This is a genomic window from Amycolatopsis sp. NPDC058986 (assembly GCF_042741125.1).
In the GTDB taxonomy this organism is placed as follows: Bacteria; Actinomycetota; Actinomycetes; order Mycobacteriales; family Pseudonocardiaceae; genus Amycolatopsis.
In genome coordinates, this window is record NZ_JBHYJW010000053.1 from 1 (window position 1) to 15,222 (window position 15,222).

Here is a 15,222-nt window from a genome sequence, read left to right on the forward strand (position 1 = left end):
AAGGGCTACGCCACATGACCCGAGACATCAACCGACCACTCACCCTGCTCGGCATCCACCCCTAACCCCACAACGACTTTGCCGGAACCCTGCCCTCCCTTGGGGGGACTGCCCAGCAGCAGTCTACCGCGCACCCATGACAATTCCGGGGCGATGACGGAAACGGGGCCGAGTTGTCCACAATCGCCGGTGGCTGTGGACAAGTGGGTTCTCGTGTGGGCAGGGGTGCGCTGACGGATCATCTGGACGCCGCCCCTTGAAGTCCATTGTGGACGGTTACGTGACGAGGGGGCCCTTTGGTGCGTCCAGCGCACCGAAGGGCCCCCTCGTCACATCGGCGCCCCTTGTGGGAAGGGGCGGGAGAGGCTGCTGCGCCCGGTGGTGCGGCTGGTGCATCTCCTCGGCAAAAGGGCGGGCCCAGCCGACGCTGGACCGCCCGTTCGCTCGCTGCGACGCCGCTCGCCCCGAACGCTCCGAACGCGACACTCATCGTCCCGAACGGAGCGTTCGCGACGATGAGGCGTGGCGACCCTCGCGCCGCGCCAGTGCCGTGAACGACGCGTTCGCGACGTTCACCGTCTCCAACGACGCGTTCGAGACATCGCCGCCGACCCCTGGAGCCAGACTCGGCGCCCAAAGACCGTTCAACGGCATAACCATCCACAAAGGACAAACCAGCACGCCCCGCCCAGCGCGCACCCGAACCGATGGATCCAGCGCGGGCGATCTCGGCGGCAGTCAGCCCTTCAGACTCGCAACTCCTCCAGCGACTCCCGCAGTTTCCCCGCCACCGGAACCGGCCGCCGTGTCTCCCGGTCCACGAACACGTGCACGAAGTGCCCCTCCGCGACCAGCGTCTCGTCCGCCGTGTACATCCCGACCTCGTACCGCACACTGGATTTCCCCAGATGTGCCACCCGAAGCCCGACCCGCAGCGTCCCGGGGAAGGACACCGACGCGTGGTACCCGCACTTCGATTCCACGCACAACCCGATGACCTCACCGAGCGAGAAATCGAGCCCGCCCCGCTCGATCAGCCAGGTGTTGATCACCGTGTCCATGATCGAGTAGTGCACGACGTTGTTGACGTGCCCGTAGACGTCGTTGTCCTTCCAGCGCAACGGAACCGTCTGCCAGTGCGGGTACCCGTTCACCACAGCGTCACCGAGTCCCGGAGGATCGCTGCAAGATCCGAAGCAGACGCCGTGCGCGGAGCCATTGTCAAAAGCCGTTGCTGTTTCAGCGTTCCCTCCACCAGATTGTCCACATCGGACTCCGAATATCCGACGGCGCCGAGCCCGTTCGGGATACCGATCTCCCGCATCAGGCCGGTCAGCACCGCGGGCAGATGATCGGCGAAGTCGCCGGGCCATTCGAAGTCGGGTGCCAGCAGCCGGGCGACGCGCAGATGCCGGTCCGGCGCCGCCCCGAAGGTGAAGCGGAACGCGGCGGGCGCGGTCAGCGACACCGCCATCCCGTGTGGTACCAACGATTCCGAGGCAGGGTAACCGGAAGGGTGGAATTCGCCCACCTGCCCGGCGATCGGGTACGCGTTGGCGTGCGGGATGTGCACGCCCGCGTTGCCGAAGCCGAGCCCGGCGAGCGTCGCGGCCAGCGCCATCGCCTCGCGGGCCGCCGTGTCCGAACCGTCCCGCACGGCGGCGGGCAGCGCCCACGAAAGCAGCTGCAGCGACTGCTCGGCGAACATGTCGGCCAACGGATTCGAGCCGCAGTACGGCACCCGCTGCTCGGGACGTTTGCGTTCGAACGAGGTGAACGGTTTCGCGGTGTAGCTCTCCGCCGCGTGGCACAGGATGTCCATCCCGGCCGCCGCGGTCACCCCGGCGGGCTGGCTCACCGTGAGGCGCGGGTCGACGACCGCGAGCGTCGGGCGCAGCCGCAGGTGGCTGATCCCGCTCTTGACCCGCAGGGACAGCACGTCGAGCACGCACACCGTGGTGCTCTCCGCACCGGTCCCGGTCGTCGTCGGCACCGCGACCAGCGGTTTCAGCGGGTTCACCGGTGCTCGGCCGCCGCCGACCGGCACGTTGACGTAGTCCATCAGGTCGCCGTCGTTGCTGGTCAGCAGGTTCGCCGCCTTCGCGGTGTCGATGCTCGAACCGCCACCGACCGCGACGAACGCGTCCCACGGCCCGGTCCCGCGCGCGAACTCGACGGCCTTGCGCATGCTGACGTCGGTGGGTTCGACGTGCACGCCGTCGAACACCTCGGCTTCGATGCCGTAGCCGGTGATCCCCTCGGCGATGCGCCGCGGCCAGCCCGTCGCGGCGACGCCGGGATCGGTGAGCACGAGCACGCGCCGCGCGCCGAACTGCGTCAGGTCGTACCCGATCTCGTCGCTGGCGCCCGACCCGAATTTGAGCCCCGGCGCACCATACGTGAAGACTGTTTCATATTCGGTTGCCAAGGCCCTCGTCCTCGCTCTCTGCTCGGCCGAACGGATCTGTCGAAAGCGGACATTCAGTGCTATCCCAGTGTCTCTTCGTCCTGATCCGCCGAAGATCACTTGACGGCACTGAACGGTTCCCGCCTAAGCTTTCCCCATTAGATACCAACTAGGAGCGACCGTCGCCCAGACGGCAGTACGGATACTGACCGAAGCGGGAGTGGATCGGGTATACGCGGTCGTCGGGGAGTCCTTCCTGGAGCTTCTCGACGCTGTCCAGCGCGAGCGCTCGATCACCCTCGTCTCGGCGAGGCATGACGCCGGTGCCGCCTTCATGGCCGAGGCCGAGGGCAAGCTCACCGAGCGTCCCGCCGTGCTGCTCGCCGGCAGGGGGCCGAGCGCGGCGAACCTGGCCGTCGGCGTGCAGACCGCCTACCAGGACGAGACGCCGATGGTGGTGTTCCTGGAGACGCCGGCGATGGACCCGGCGCCCGGCAGCTCGCTGCCCGCCAGCGACCTCACCGCGATGTTCGAGCCGATCAGCAAGTCGTGTGTGCGGGCGCAGGACCCCGACGAGGTGCCCGGCCTGCTGGCCGAGGCGCTGACCTCCTCCCGTGAGGGACGGCCGGGGCCGGTCGTGATCGGCGTGCCCAGCGACGCGTGGGGAGTGCCCTACGACTCGGCGAAGCCGGTCGCCACGGTCCGCCCGCCCGCCACCGGCACTCTCGGCCGCTCCGCCGACGCGGTCGCGCAGCTGGTGGACGAGGCGCGGTATCCGGTGGTCATCGTCGGCGGCAGGGCCCGCTCGGCGCGCGAAGAGCTGATCGCCGTCGCCGACGAACTCTCCCTGCCGGTGTACAACGCGTTCCGGCGGCAGGACGCCTTCCCGGAGAACCACGCGCGCTACGCCGGTCACCTCGGCCTCGGCATCCCCGCCCGCCAGCTCGACGCGCTCGAGCGCGCCGACCTGGTGCTCGCGCTGGGCACCCGGCTGGACGAGGTCACCACCCAGTCCTACCGGTACCCGACCCCACAGCAGACCCTCGTGCTGGTCGGCACGGGCAGTGACGACACGCCGCGGCGCGGGCTGACGTTCCGGATCGACGCCGAGGTCGAGCCGTTCCTGCGTGAGCTGCGTTCGGTGGCCTCGCCGCGGACACGCCGGGCTTCGGCGGCCAACGCGGCGGTGCACACCTTCATGACCCCGCCCGACACCAGCGGCAACAGCAGGGTGCATCCGGCCGACGTCGTCCGCGCGCTGCGGAAGCTCTCGCCCGAGGACACCATCGTGACCAGCGACGCGGGCAACGTCGCGCAGTTCATGCACCGCTACTGGTGCTTCACCGCGCCACGCAGCCAGCTCGGCCCGAGCAACGCGGCCGTCGGCTACGCGGTGCCCGCCGCGGTGGCGGCGAAGATGGCCGAACCGCGGCGCACCGTGGTCGCGATGGTCGGCGACGCCGGGACGCTGATGACCGGCCAGGAGATCGAGACGGCGGTCCGCTACCGGGCGCCGGTCATCGTGGTGGTCTTCCAGAACGGGCTGCACGGCGGCTTCGCCGCGCACCAGGCGCGGGCCCACGGCAGGCTCACCGGTGTCACGATCCCGCTGGCCGATTTCGCTTCGTGGGCACGGGGGCTCGGCGCGGCGGGGTACACGGTGGACGACCGGGAGGAGCTCGAGCCGATCATCGCGAGCGCGCTGGTCCGCCAGCGTCCGTGCGTCATCGACGTGCGCACCGATCCCGACGTCGTGGCCCCGGACGTACGGCTGTCCGGGTTGCTGGGTGCGGTCCGTCCGCAACCTCCTGTGACATAAGGAATTTCTCAGGGACTCACAGGGAAGTTCTGCCGCGCCGGCGGAAAACTCCGGTAGCCTGACGGTGTTCCGGATCGGCGATGACGTCGCCGAACCTTTTTGTCGGTGCCCGGTGGCACCCTGGCGGTCATCACCCCAAGCGGGTCCCAGAACGAGGGGAGTTCGACATGGCCGACGAACAACGCGCGGCAGAGTCGCGCAAGGCGTCCGAAGTGGTCCCGGTGCAGTTCAGCGCCAGTGCGGAGGCCCACGACGACGTGGTGGTGGCGGCCCATCGGGACGCCTCGTGGCGGTCGCCGTTCGGCACTGAGCCGCGGCGGGCGGCGAGTGGCGGATAGTACACACCACTCTGGGTGACACGGGTTGTCGGCCGGGCCGACCCTGTGCTTTACTTCGAGTGGTCTTGTTTTTTGTGTTCGTGGTGAATCACGCTCGCAGAATTCAGCGGGCGCAGTGTCTCCTCATCGAGGAAGCAAACCGTCCGGGTTCGACCCGGGTCGCCGACTGGCTTCCTGATTTTGGTGTTATACATGGAGATTTTTGATGACTCAGGGCACTGTGAAGTGGTTCAACTCCGAGAAGGGGTTCGGCTTCATCACCCCCGACAACGGTGGCGGCGACGTCTTCGTTCACTACAGCGAGATCCAGGGTAACGGCTTCCGTACCCTCGAAGAGAACGCCCGGGTGGAGTTCGAGATCGGCCAGGGCCAGAAGGGCCCGCAGGCCACCTCGGTCAACCTGATCTGACCCACGCACTTACCGCAAGGGCCGCCACCGTTCGCCCGGTGGCGGCCCTTGCCGTGTCTGTGGTCCACAGTGGATTCCGCCGGCGCCGTCCACCGGAAATGGGATCACTCGATCGGGGACAGCGCTGGTCAGTAGGCTGCCGGGCATGGTTGAGACCGGGTACACCGTCTCCGGAATGTCCTGTGGCCACTGTGCGCAGTCGGTCACCGAAGAGCTCACCGAACTTCCGGGAGTGGCCGGAGTGGACGTCGACGTCGCCAGTGGCCGCGTCACCGTCCGCAGTGCCACACCCCTGGAGGCCGACGCGGTTAGCGCGGCGATAACCGAAGCCGGATATCGGTTCGAAGGCGTGACGAGCCTGGCGCCGTAGCGGGGCCTTCACCTTCGGCTTACGTTGCAACCCTGCTGCAACCCTTTCCCGCCGGGGACGTCCCGGAGTCTGCTGTTCCTCCAGTAACGCCGGCAGGGAGGGCACGCGGTGGGTGAAGCGGTGGCGGGCATCGTCGCGAATCCGGCGTCCGGACGGGACATCCGCAGGCTGGTCGCGCAGGCTTCCGTCTTTCCCACCGCCGAGAAGGCGAACATGGTGCAGCGCCTGCTCGCCGCCTTCGCCGCCAGCGGGGTTCAGCGTGCCGTTCTTTCGTCCGACCTCGGCGGGATCTCCGCTTCGGTGGGGCAGGCCCTCGACCGGGGTGGCCGTCCTCCCGAGGTCGAGTTCTGCGATGCGGAACCGCTCACCGGGACCGCCGTGGACACCACCAACGCCGTCCGCCGCATGGTGGACGAGGGCGCCGGGGTGATCGTGTGCCTCGGCGGCGACGGCACCGCGCGCGTCGCGGCCGCCGCCTGTGGCGACGTGCCGCTGCTCGCGTTGTCCACCGGCACCAACAACGCCTTCCCCGAGATGCGTGAGGCGACCGTCGCCGGGCTCGCGGCGGGGCTGATCGCGAGCGGCCAGATCGATCCGGACCTGGTGACCCGCCGGATGAGCGTGCTCGAAGTGGTCACCAAGGCCCGCCGCGAAATCGCCCTCGTCGACGTCTGTGTGTCGCTGATCAGGCACGTCGGCGCGCGAGCGCTGTGGGAACCCGCGTCGCTCACCGAGCTGTACTGCACTTTCGCCGAGCCCGACGGCATCGGGTTGTCCAGCATCGCCGGTCAGCTTTGCCCCAGCCCGAGATCGAGCGCCGACGGCGTCGCGCTGCAGCTCGGCCCGGTCGGGGAGACGCCGTACGTCGTGCAGGCGCCGATCGCGCCCGGGCTCGTCGTGCCGGTGGGGGTGCGCGGCTGGGGTGTGCTGCGGCCCGGGGTGCGGGTCGAGCTCGCGGCGGCGGGCGGGGTGATCGCGGTCGACGGCGAGCGTGAGCTGGAGCTGAAGAACGGCGAGAGCGCGTTCGTGGAGCTGCGCTCGGAGGGGCCGTGGTGCGTGGACGTCCGCGCGACCATGGCGGAGGCGGCCCGGCGGGGGCTGCTCCGCACCACCACCGCGGCGGCGCCGGGCAAGGAGCGCCGAAGATGACCGGGCTCCTGCGCGAGGCGTACCGGATGATGCGCACGATCCGGGTCTTCGAACAGTGCGTGCACGACGCTTCCGCCCGTGGCGAACTCCCCGGGGCCGAACGGCTGCACGCCGGTGACGAGGCCGCGGCGACCGGGGTCTGCCTGCATCTCGACGAGCGGGACGCGATCGCCGGAACCCAGCGGGGCTACGGTCACTGCATCGCCGGTGGTGTCGACGTCAAGGGCATGATGGCCGAGCTGTACGGCCGCCGTACCGGGTCCCGCCGCGGCAAGGGCGGCGCCCTGCACATCGCCGACCTCGCGCGCGGCATGCTCGGCGCGAACGGCGTCACCGGCGGCCCGACCCTGATCTGCGGTACCGCGCTCGCCGCGAAACAACAGGGCACCGGAGGTGTCGGCGTCGCGTTCTTCGGTGACGGCGCGAGCGGGGACGGCGCCACCCTCGAGGCGCTGCATCTGGCCACGACCTGGTGTCTGCCGGTGCTGTTCATCGCCGAGAGCACCGCCTGGCCCCGGCGGTCGCGCGGCTGGTCGGTGGCCTCGGACAGCATCGCCGATCGCGCGGCCGCGTTCGGCATGCCCGGCGAGATCGTCGACGGGCTCGATTTTTTCGCCGTCTACGAAGCCGCCGGGGAGGCCATCGTCCGCGCGAGGAACGGCGGCGGGCCGACGCTCATCGAGGTCCGGCGGCTCGCGATCCCGCCGGGGTGCGCGCACGGGGACTGCCTGGAACGGTTCCGTGGCACGGTACTCGACGGCGGCGGGCTCGAAGAGTCTATTTTGGACAGAATCGACGGCGAGGTGGCCGCGCTCGTCGCGGCTTCGGTCGCCGAAGCGAAAGCGGCGCCGGAACCGGCTTCGGCCGATCCGGAAGCCGACGCCTGAGTTCTCCGGTCGAGAGGAGCCGCCGATGACCCGCGCGACGAGCTACCGCGAGGCGATCATCGAGGCGCTGACGCAGGAGATGACGCGGGACGCGTCGGTCATCGTGCTCGGGGGCGGCGGGATTTCGGCGCCGGGACTTTCCGTGCGCTTCCCCGGCCGGGTGCTGGGTACGGCAGGCTCCGGCTCCGCGTTCGTCGGCGCGGCGATCGGTGCCGCGACCCGTGGGCAGCGGCCGGTCGCGGAGCTGGCGTTCCCCGGCTCCGGCGGCATCGGCCTCGACCAGATCTTCGGCCAGGCGGCCATGTTCCGCTCCCTGCTCGGGGGTGCCGCGAACACGCCGCTGGTGCTCAGGATGGCGTACGGGACCGGGCTGTGCCCGTACCCGATCTTCACCCACCTCCCCGGTTTCAAGGTCGTAGTCCCGGCCACACCGTATGACGCCAAAGGTCTTATGGTGCAAGCTATCCGTGACGAAGATCCGGTTATCTTCTGTGAGCACAAGGCTTTGTACGACGTCGTCGGCGAAATCCCTTGCGACACATACACTCTGGCGTTCGGTGACGCGAACGTCGTCCGCTCCGGCGGCGATGTCACACTGGTCGCGCTCGGCCGGATGGTGCCGCTCGCCGAGCAGGCCGCGCGCGAGCTGGCGGTGTCCGGAATCGACGCCGAGGTCATCGATCCCCGCACTACGAGCCCGCTCGACACCGCGACGATCCTCGGCAGCGTCGGCCGCACCGGTCGGCTGGTGGTCGTCGACGAGGCGTCGCCGCGGTGCAATCTCGCCACCGACATCTCCGCGTTGGTGGCGAAGGAAGCGTTCGGCGCATTGCGCGCGCCGATCGAGATGGTGACGCCGCCGCACGCCCCGGCGCCAGGTCCGCGTGTGTTGGAGAATCTCTGCCCGCCGGACACTCAGCGTGTCGTCAACGCCGCCAAAACCGTCGTCGGCTGGCGCCGGTGACGGTGCTCACGCGAGGAAATCCCTGCGTACAGGCTAGGAATCTCCGACTCCGTAGTGCAGACTCCCTCTGCGAGCACTGGGAGCGGCGGTGGGACTACGGAGCCTCGAGGCAGCGTTGCCGGCTGGGGTGGATCCTCGGCAGCACGCGCGCGTCCTCGCCCGCATCCATGACGCCGCGCTGTCCGGCAGGGCCCTGCCGGGCCGGCCGCGGCCGGTGATCGGCGCGTCCTGGCAACGGATGCGGCAGCTGGGGATGGACCCGGACCGCGGCGCAGGCGGGCCCCGTCTCAAGATCGAGGAAATCGAGGAACGCCGCAGGCGGTGCGGGCTGGCCGAGGTGCTCCCCACCCTGCGCGGCGGCCTGCTCGCGATGGCCGAGCAGGCCGCGCACATCATGGTCGTCACCGACGCCGACGGGCGGATCCTGTGGCGTGAGGGCAGCGCGCCGGTGCGGCGCCGCGCCGACGCCATCGGGTTCAGCGAAGGCGTCGACTGGCACGAGAACGCCGTCGGCACCAACGCGATCGGGACGGCACTCGTCGCGCGGCAGCCCGTCCAGGTCTACTCGGCGGAGCACTACGTCCGCGCGCAGCACGACTGGACCTGTGCCGCGGTGCCCCTGTGCGACCCGCGCGACGGGCAGCTGCTCGGCGCGGTCGATCTCTCCGGTCCGGCCTCGACGGTGCATCCGACGACGTTGGCCCTGGTGGACGCCGTCGCCCAGCTCGCGGAGGCCGGCCTGCGGTCCACCCACGGGACGGAGCTGGAGCGGCTGCGTGGCATCGCCGTCCCGGTGCTGGCGAAGGTGCGGGGACGCGCGATCGCCGTCGACGGGCACGGCTGGGTCGCGGCCACCGCCGGGCTCGCCCCGGTCGACCGGATCGCGCTGCCCGCGGGTTGTTCGCCGGGCCGGGCCTGGCTGCCCGCGTACGGAAGTTGCCAGATCGAGCCGCTGCCCGGCGGCTGGCTCGTGCGGCTCGCCGATGGCGGCGACGCGGCCGACGCGCAGCCGACCCGCGTCGTGCTCGACGTCCGCGCGCCGCGCGAGCCGACGCTGACCGTGTCCGGCGACACGGGCACCTGGACACACCGCCTCAGCCCGCGGCACGCCGAGATGCTGTACGTGCTGGCCTGCCGCAGGGACGGCCGATCGGCGTCGGAACTTTCGCTCGACCTCTTCGGCGACGCCGCGCGGACGGTCACCGTGCGTGCCGAGATGTCCCGGCTGCGGCGGCATTTCGGCGGCATCCTCGGCGGGCGCCCGTACCGGTTCGCCGACGACGTCGAAGTGGTGATCGAACGGCCTGCCGATCCGGCCGAGGTGCTGCCGCACTCGCTCGCCCCTGCCATCCGCGGCTGAAGCCGATCTCCACCCGCGCCTCCACCCGTCGACGGTCCCGCTCCACCCGGCCCCGTACCTAGCGTGATCGCCACGAACAAGGCGGCCCATGCCGAGGGGCGGGAACGAGGGGGAAGGATGAAGATGGTGATCGGACTGGTGGTGGTCGGCCTGATCGTGCTGATCGGGTTCATCGCCTACCGGTTGATCCTGGTGGAGCTGATCACGAAGATGAGCGATCACCACTGACGGGCACACCGTGGAGCACCGGCCGGAGGGGGACGTGGCGAGACGAGGGCGGCCGCTGCTGCCGGACACGATCGCGCCGAGCTGGCTCGTCGTGCAGTTGCTCGGCACGCTCTTCTCCGTCGCGACGCTGCTCACCGCGCGAGAGTCGCAAGCGTGGATCTGGGCGTGTTACGGCGTCTCCGCCGCGCTGTGGATGGGCTTCGTGGCGACCGCGCACTGGCGGCCGATCCCGGCGGCGGTGCTGCTGGCCGCGGCGAGCGTCGTGCCCGCGGCGGTGCTCGGCTGGGCGCAGGACTCGTCGGCGATCATCCTGTGTGTCATCGCGCTCGGCAGGCTCGCGACCCTGACGAGGGTCAGCGTCACGGTCATCGTCGGCATGGCGCTGCTGGACATCACGCTGGTCCTGTCCTCCAGCGCGTTCGCCGGGGCGAGCATGACCGAGGCGGCGACCGACGTCGGGATCATGCTGCTGCTGTTGCTGATCGGGCTCAACCGCCGCCAGTACGAGGTGCAGGCGGCGCAGGCCGAGCAGCTGCTGGAGCAGACCCGGCTCGCGCAGGCCGAGCACGCGCGGGCAGCGGCGCTCGACGAGCGCACGCGGATCGCGCGGGAACTCCACGACGTCCTCGCGCATTCCCTTGGCGCACTGGGCGTCCAGCTGGAACTCGCCGAGGCGCTGCTGGCCGAGAAGTCCGATGTGGACGGTGCATTGCGGACGGTCCGGCGGTCCCGGCGGCTCGCCGCGGACGGGCTCGCCGAAGCACGCGACGCGGTCGCGGCGTTGCGTCGCGACGTCCTGCCGCTGGCCGAAGCGCTGGCTGCCGTCGCCGACGCGCACGCCCGCGATCACGCGGTGAGCGTGGATTTCGCCGCGACCGGCGAGGTGCGCCCGCTGCCGTCGGCGGCGGTGGTCTCGCTGGTCGGGGTCGCGCGGGAGGCGTTGACCAACGCCGGGAAACACGCGCCGGACCAGCCGGTCACCGTGCGGCTGGCGTACGAGGCCGACCTCGTCCGGCTCTCCGTGAGCAGTGCTCTCGTTTCGGCCGGGCGCTCTCAGCCCGGTGACGGCGGCTTCGGGTTGACCGGGATGCGGGAGCGTCTCGCGCTCGCGGGTGGCACCCTGACCTCCGGCCCCTGCGACGGGGAATGGCGAGTGGTGGCGGAGGTACCGGCGTGATCAGGGTCGTCGTCGTGGACGATCAGCAGGTGGTGCGTGAAGGACTCGTCGCGCTGCTCGGGCTGCTGGACGATGTGGACGTCGTCGGCTCGGCCGCCGACGGACGGCAGGCGCTGACCCTGCTCGGTACGACACCGGCCGATGTCGTGCTGATGGACCTGCGGATGCCCGAACTCGACGGCGTCGCGGCGACCCGCATGATCACCCGTGACCACCCCGGCACCGCCGTCGTCGTGCTGACGACGTACGCCGACGATGTGTCCATTGCGGACGCACTGCGCGCCGGGGCGCGGGGTTACCTGACCAAGGACGCGGGCCGCGCCGAGATCGGAGCGGCGCTGCGCTCGGCCGCCGCGGGACAGGCGATCTTCGACGCCAAGGTGTCGGAACGTCTCGTGGCCGCGCTGGACGCGCGGCCCGCCACCCGTGCGAAACCGTCGTTGCCGGATGGCCTGACCGCCCGCGAGGCGGAGGTCGTCGGGCTCATCGCCCGCGGGCTGACGAACGCGGAGATCGCCGCCGAGCTGTACATCGGCGAGACGACGGTGAAGACGCACATCAACAACGCCTTCGCGAAGATCGGCGTGCGGCATCGTGCCGAAGCCGTCCGCTACGGGCTGGACCACGAGCTGTAGCCCGGTTTTCTCCACCCCGATCTCCACCCTCGGGGCGTCCCGATCCACCCGTGCCAGGACCTACCTTCGTTTCCGAAGGGCGAAGCGGAACGGTGCGGAGGAAAAGCCATGGGGCACATCGAAAACCTGGCCGAGGGCGGCAACACGAACATCGGCGAGATCATGAACATCCTGCTGGTCCGGTTCGGGGTGATGGCCGCGGGGATCGCCGTGCTGGTGCTCGTCGTGTTCACCATCGCCGTCGTCCTCAAGCGCAGGGGCAAGCTGGGCGCCGCCCGGCGCTACGTGGAGCCGCTGGCCCGCGGCTACGTCGAGAACCGTGCGGCGCGGCGTGGCAGGGGCGGGCGCCGGGGCGGCGGCTGGACGGGCGCTGTCGTCGAGGGCGTCGTGAAGTACGTGGAGAACCAGGACACCGGCCGGAACCGTCGCGACGACCGGGACGGCCCGCGGCGCTGATCCGCCAAGGAAATCGGGAAGGTGAGCGGAGATGGAACGGGTACTGGCCGAAGGCAACGGCGGCGAGATCATGGGCGAGCTGCTGCACGATTTCCTCATGAAGGGCGTCATCGTCGTCGTGCTCGTCGTGGTGGTGCTCATCGCCATGGTGGTGATCTGGAAGACCGTCGGCAAGAAGCGGGACTGAGGTCCCGTCACGAAGCGGCTGGATCGCGGAGCAACGGTTCGGCGACCTTCGCCAGGTGGTCGAGGCGCTCCAGGGTCCCGGCCTCGGGCAGCGTCGGCATCAGGAACGACACCTCGTCGACGCCGGCGTCGGCGAAACCCCGCACCAGTTCGGGGTCGCCGGGCGCGCCGAACACGCTGATCCGGACGTCGGCCCGGCCCTGGTCCGCGAGCCAGGAGCGCACGCGGCGCAGCTCGTCGAGCGGGGTCACGAAATGCGGCAGCCAGCCATCCGCGTGTTCGGCGAGCCGCTTGAGCCCCGCCGGTCCCTGACCGGCGACGTAGATCGGCGGATGCGGTTTCCGTACCGGCTTCGGCCACGAGAAGATCGGGTCGAAGTCGATGTGCTCGCCGTGGAACTCCGCCTCGTCCTTGGTCCAGATCTCCTTGAGCGCGCGCAACTGCTCGGTCAGCAACGCGCCCCGCGTCCGCGGATCGACGCCGTGGTTGCGCATCTCCTCGATGTTCCAGCCCGCCCCGACCCCGAACACCACCCGTCCGTTCGAGAGCAGATCGAGGCTGGCGATCTCCTTCGCCGTGTAGAACACGTCGCGCTGGATCATCAACGCCACCGCGGTGCCCAGCCGGAGTTTCGACGTCGCGGACGCGACGGCGGTCAGCGCGACGAACGGATCGAGGTTACGCGCGGCGCCGCGCGGCAGTTCGCCGCCGGGATAAGGAGTCTCCCTGCTGACCGGGATGTGGGAATGCTCCGGGAGGAACAGGGAGTGGAACCCGCGCTCCTCGATCGCCGCCCCCAGCACATGCGGCCGGATACCTTCGTCGGTCACTGATGTCGCGATCCCGAAGTCCATACCTGGCAACGACTCCGCCGGGCGCCCGAATATTCCGGCCGGCAGGTGTCAGGCGGCAGGTGACCGTTCCGTGATCTGCACGCGATACCGCCCCGGGGTAATACCGAACTCCCGCTCGAAGGCGTGTGAGAGTGCATACGGGCTCCCGTAGCCGACGCGGTCCGCGATGGTGGACAGGGTGTCGGGAGTGTCCCGGAGCAGGGTGGCCGCGAGCGTCAGGCGCCACCAGGTCAGGTACGCCATCGGCGGGCGGCCGACCAGAGCGGTGAAGCGGCGCGCCAGGGTGGGCCGGGAGACGCCTGCCGCCGCGGCCAGGCGGTCGTTGGTCCACGGGGCGGCCGGGTCCGAGTGCACTGCCCGCAGCGCGGCGACCGTCACCGGGTCGCTCAGCACGCGAGGCCAGGCCCCGCTGGTGGCCTCGTCCATCCACGAACGGATCACGTAGACGAAGAGAAGGTCGAGCAGGCTCGGGAGCGCGACGCAGGCGCCGGGCCGTCTTTCGTCCAGCTCACCGGCGAGCAGATCGATCGCGGCGCGGAGTTCGGGATGGCTGCCGACTCGGCTGGGCAGGTGCACGACCCGCGGTAGCTCGGCCATGAGCGGGTGCAGGCGGCTGCAGTCGAGCCGGTACTTGCCACAAAGCAGCTCCGTGTCGCCGCGATCGGACCGGTCGTTCTCCGCGAGCCGGCGCTCGAACGGCACCGCCCGCTCCAGCGCGTTCGCCGTGTCGGCGAGGGAATCGGCGAGCACATGGCCGGTGCCATGGGGCAGCAGCACCACGTCACCCACGCCGAGGGACACGGGGTCGCCGCCGTCGGGCAGCAGCAGGCAGCCGCCCTTCAGGACGACGGCGAAGCCCGCCCCGACGTACGGATCCAGTCGTACGCACCAGCTCCCGCCGATCCTCACCCGATCGGAAGAGGGGTGCCCGAGGCGCACGGCGGAGATCGCGTCGCTCACCACATCCATGCCAGGATCGTATCCCACACCTCAGCGGTGAGACGAATGCGTATTTCGCTGAGCTGGATAAGCATTGAGACGGTCGTCAAGCCTTCTTAGGATTGGTCGCATGACAACGGAACGCATCGTGCTGGGGGACGTCGAGATCATCCGGATCGCCGAGTGGCAGGGCCCGTTCATGCCCGTCTCCGACCTGGTACCGGACGCCGATGCGGAGGTGCGGAAGGACAACGAGGACTGGCTGGCGCCGGACCACTGGGAGCCGGACAGTGACCGGGCGGTGCTCGCGGTGCAGTCGTGGGTACTGCGCAGCGGCGGACGGACCGTCCTGGTCGACACCGGAGTGGGCAAGGGGCGCGAACGCCCGGCCTCGCCGCCGTTCCACCACTGGCAGAGCGATCTTCTCGAACTCCTGACGGCCGCCGGTGTCGACCCGCGCGAAGTCGACGTCGTCGTCAACACCCACCTCCACGTCGATCACGTCGGCGGGAACACCGTCGAGGCGAACGGGGAGTGGGTACCGGCGTTCCCCAACGCCGAATACCTCATTCCGGCCGCCGACGACTTCCATTTCGGTCCGGACAACGCTTATGGGAACACGTCACGGCAGGACGAACGCCTGATCCACGAGGACAGCATCGCGCCGCTGCACCGGGCAGGGCAGGCCGTGCTGTGGGACGGCAGCCACCGCATCGACGAACACCTCACCCTCGAATCCGCGCCCGGCCACACACCGGGTTCGTCCGTGCTGCGCCTGAAATCCGGCAGCGACCGGGCGGTCTTCGTCGGGGATCTGCTGCACAGCCCGGTTCAGCTCCTCCAGCCCTCGTGCAACAGCAGTGCCTGCCTCGCCCCGGACCAAGCGGCGGCCAGCCGTCGCCGGGTTCTCGCCAGGGCGGCCGACGAGCGGGAACTGCTCGTCCCCGCGCACTTCGCCGGTGCGGGCGCGGTGGAAGTCCGGCGGGAGAACGGGGAATTCACGCTCGGCCCCTGGGCGGCGACCGGTACGCGCTGAACAGCGTC

The 15,222-nt window shown here is 70.2% G+C and carries 17 protein-coding genes; 13 read left to right on the forward strand and 4 right to left on the reverse strand.

Going from position 1 to position 15,222, the window contains the following annotated elements:
* Positions 1-746 precede the first annotated feature (746 nt).
* Together ACFW0G_RS34560 and ACFW0G_RS34565 are read right to left on the reverse strand one after the other, a co-directional pair.
* Positions 747-1,157: an acyl-CoA thioesterase gene (locus ACFW0G_RS34560; RefSeq protein ID WP_378329680.1), complete on the reverse strand. Its 411-nt coding sequence runs from the start codon at positions 1,155-1,157 to the stop codon at positions 747-749.
* On the reverse strand, positions 1,151-2,428 hold the full coding sequence (locus tag ACFW0G_RS34565; protein WP_378329681.1) for a hydroxyacid-oxoacid transhydrogenase: 1,278 nt from the start codon (positions 2,426-2,428) through the stop codon (positions 1,151-1,153). Before ACFW0G_RS34565 ends, ACFW0G_RS34560 begins: the two co-directional genes overlap by 7 nt.
* A 136-nt stretch (positions 2,429-2,564) precedes the next feature.
* Here ACFW0G_RS34565 and ACFW0G_RS34570 point away from each other — a divergent pair, with 136 nt between their 5' ends.
* The 12 genes from ACFW0G_RS34570 (at position 2,565) to ACFW0G_RS34625 (ending at position 12,386) form a co-directional block, all read left to right on the forward strand.
* Entirely contained in the window at positions 2,565-4,226 is a 1,662-nt protein-coding gene (locus ACFW0G_RS34570; protein WP_378329743.1) for a thiamine pyrophosphate-dependent enzyme, read from the forward strand.
* 167 nt (positions 4,227-4,393) lie between these two features.
* On the forward strand, positions 4,394-4,564 hold the full coding sequence (locus ACFW0G_RS34575; RefSeq protein ID WP_378329682.1) for a hypothetical protein: 171 nt from the start codon (positions 4,394-4,396) through the stop codon (positions 4,562-4,564).
* A 205-nt stretch (positions 4,565-4,769) separates the two neighbouring features.
* Positions 4,770-4,973 carry a cold-shock protein gene (locus ACFW0G_RS34580; RefSeq protein WP_153036265.1) on the forward strand — a complete coding sequence of 68 codons (204 nt, stop codon included), beginning with the start codon at positions 4,770-4,772 and terminating at the stop codon, positions 4,971-4,973.
* Between the two features lie 145 nt (positions 4,974-5,118).
* Positions 5,119-5,343 carry a heavy-metal-associated domain-containing protein gene (locus tag ACFW0G_RS34585; protein ID WP_378329683.1) on the forward strand — a complete coding sequence of 75 codons (225 nt, stop codon included), beginning with the start codon at positions 5,119-5,121 and terminating at the stop codon, positions 5,341-5,343.
* Between the two features lie 108 nt (positions 5,344-5,451).
* A complete protein-coding gene (locus tag ACFW0G_RS34590) occupies positions 5,452-6,492 on the forward strand; it encodes an ATP-NAD kinase family protein (RefSeq protein ID WP_378329684.1) in 1,041 nt (346 codons plus the stop codon).
* On the forward strand, positions 6,489-7,379 hold the full coding sequence (locus ACFW0G_RS34595) for a thiamine pyrophosphate-dependent dehydrogenase E1 component subunit alpha (RefSeq protein WP_378329685.1): 891 nt from the start codon (positions 6,489-6,491) through the stop codon (positions 7,377-7,379). Before ACFW0G_RS34590 ends, ACFW0G_RS34595 begins: the two co-directional genes overlap by 4 nt.
* A 25-nt stretch (positions 7,380-7,404) precedes the next feature.
* The gene (locus ACFW0G_RS34600; protein ID WP_378329686.1) at positions 7,405-8,343 is read left to right on the forward strand and encodes an alpha-ketoacid dehydrogenase subunit beta; all 939 of its coding nucleotides are present in this window, start codon (positions 7,405-7,407) and stop codon (positions 8,341-8,343) included.
* An 88-nt stretch (positions 8,344-8,431) separates the two neighbouring features.
* A complete protein-coding gene (locus tag ACFW0G_RS34605; protein ID WP_378329687.1) occupies positions 8,432-9,703 on the forward strand; it encodes a GAF domain-containing protein in 1,272 nt (423 codons plus the stop codon).
* A gap of 262 nt (positions 9,704-9,965) precedes the next feature.
* A complete protein-coding gene (locus tag ACFW0G_RS34610) occupies positions 9,966-11,108 on the forward strand; it encodes a sensor histidine kinase (RefSeq protein ID WP_378329688.1) in 1,143 nt (380 codons plus the stop codon).
* Complete coding sequence (locus ACFW0G_RS34615; protein ID WP_378329689.1) at positions 11,105-11,743, forward strand: response regulator; 639 nt, start codon at positions 11,105-11,107, stop codon at positions 11,741-11,743. Before ACFW0G_RS34610 ends, ACFW0G_RS34615 begins: the two co-directional genes overlap by 4 nt.
* Positions 11,744-11,851: 108 nt before the next feature.
* Positions 11,852-12,199, forward strand: coding sequence for a hypothetical protein (locus tag ACFW0G_RS34620; RefSeq protein WP_378329690.1), 348 nt, complete (start codon positions 11,852-11,854; stop codon positions 12,197-12,199).
* A gap of 31 nt (positions 12,200-12,230) precedes the next feature.
* Positions 12,231-12,386, forward strand: coding sequence for a hypothetical protein (locus tag ACFW0G_RS34625; protein ID WP_378329691.1), 156 nt, complete (start codon positions 12,231-12,233; stop codon positions 12,384-12,386).
* 7 nt (positions 12,387-12,393) lie between these two features.
* Here ACFW0G_RS34625 and ACFW0G_RS34630 read toward each other — a convergent pair whose 3' ends face one another.
* Positions 12,394-13,239, reverse strand: coding sequence for an LLM class F420-dependent oxidoreductase (locus ACFW0G_RS34630; protein WP_378329692.1), 846 nt, complete (start codon positions 13,237-13,239; stop codon positions 12,394-12,396).
* Between the two features lie 48 nt (positions 13,240-13,287).
* Positions 13,288-14,208, reverse strand: a complete 921-nt coding sequence (locus ACFW0G_RS34635) for an AraC family transcriptional regulator (protein WP_378329693.1) — start codon at positions 14,206-14,208, stop codon at positions 13,288-13,290.
* Positions 14,209-14,308: 100 nt separating this feature from the next.
* Between ACFW0G_RS34635 and ACFW0G_RS34640 the strand changes: the two genes are divergently transcribed.
* A complete protein-coding gene (locus ACFW0G_RS34640; protein ID WP_378329694.1) occupies positions 14,309-15,214 on the forward strand; it encodes an MBL fold metallo-hydrolase in 906 nt (301 codons plus the stop codon).
* The last annotated feature ends 8 nt before the right edge of the window (positions 15,215-15,222 follow it).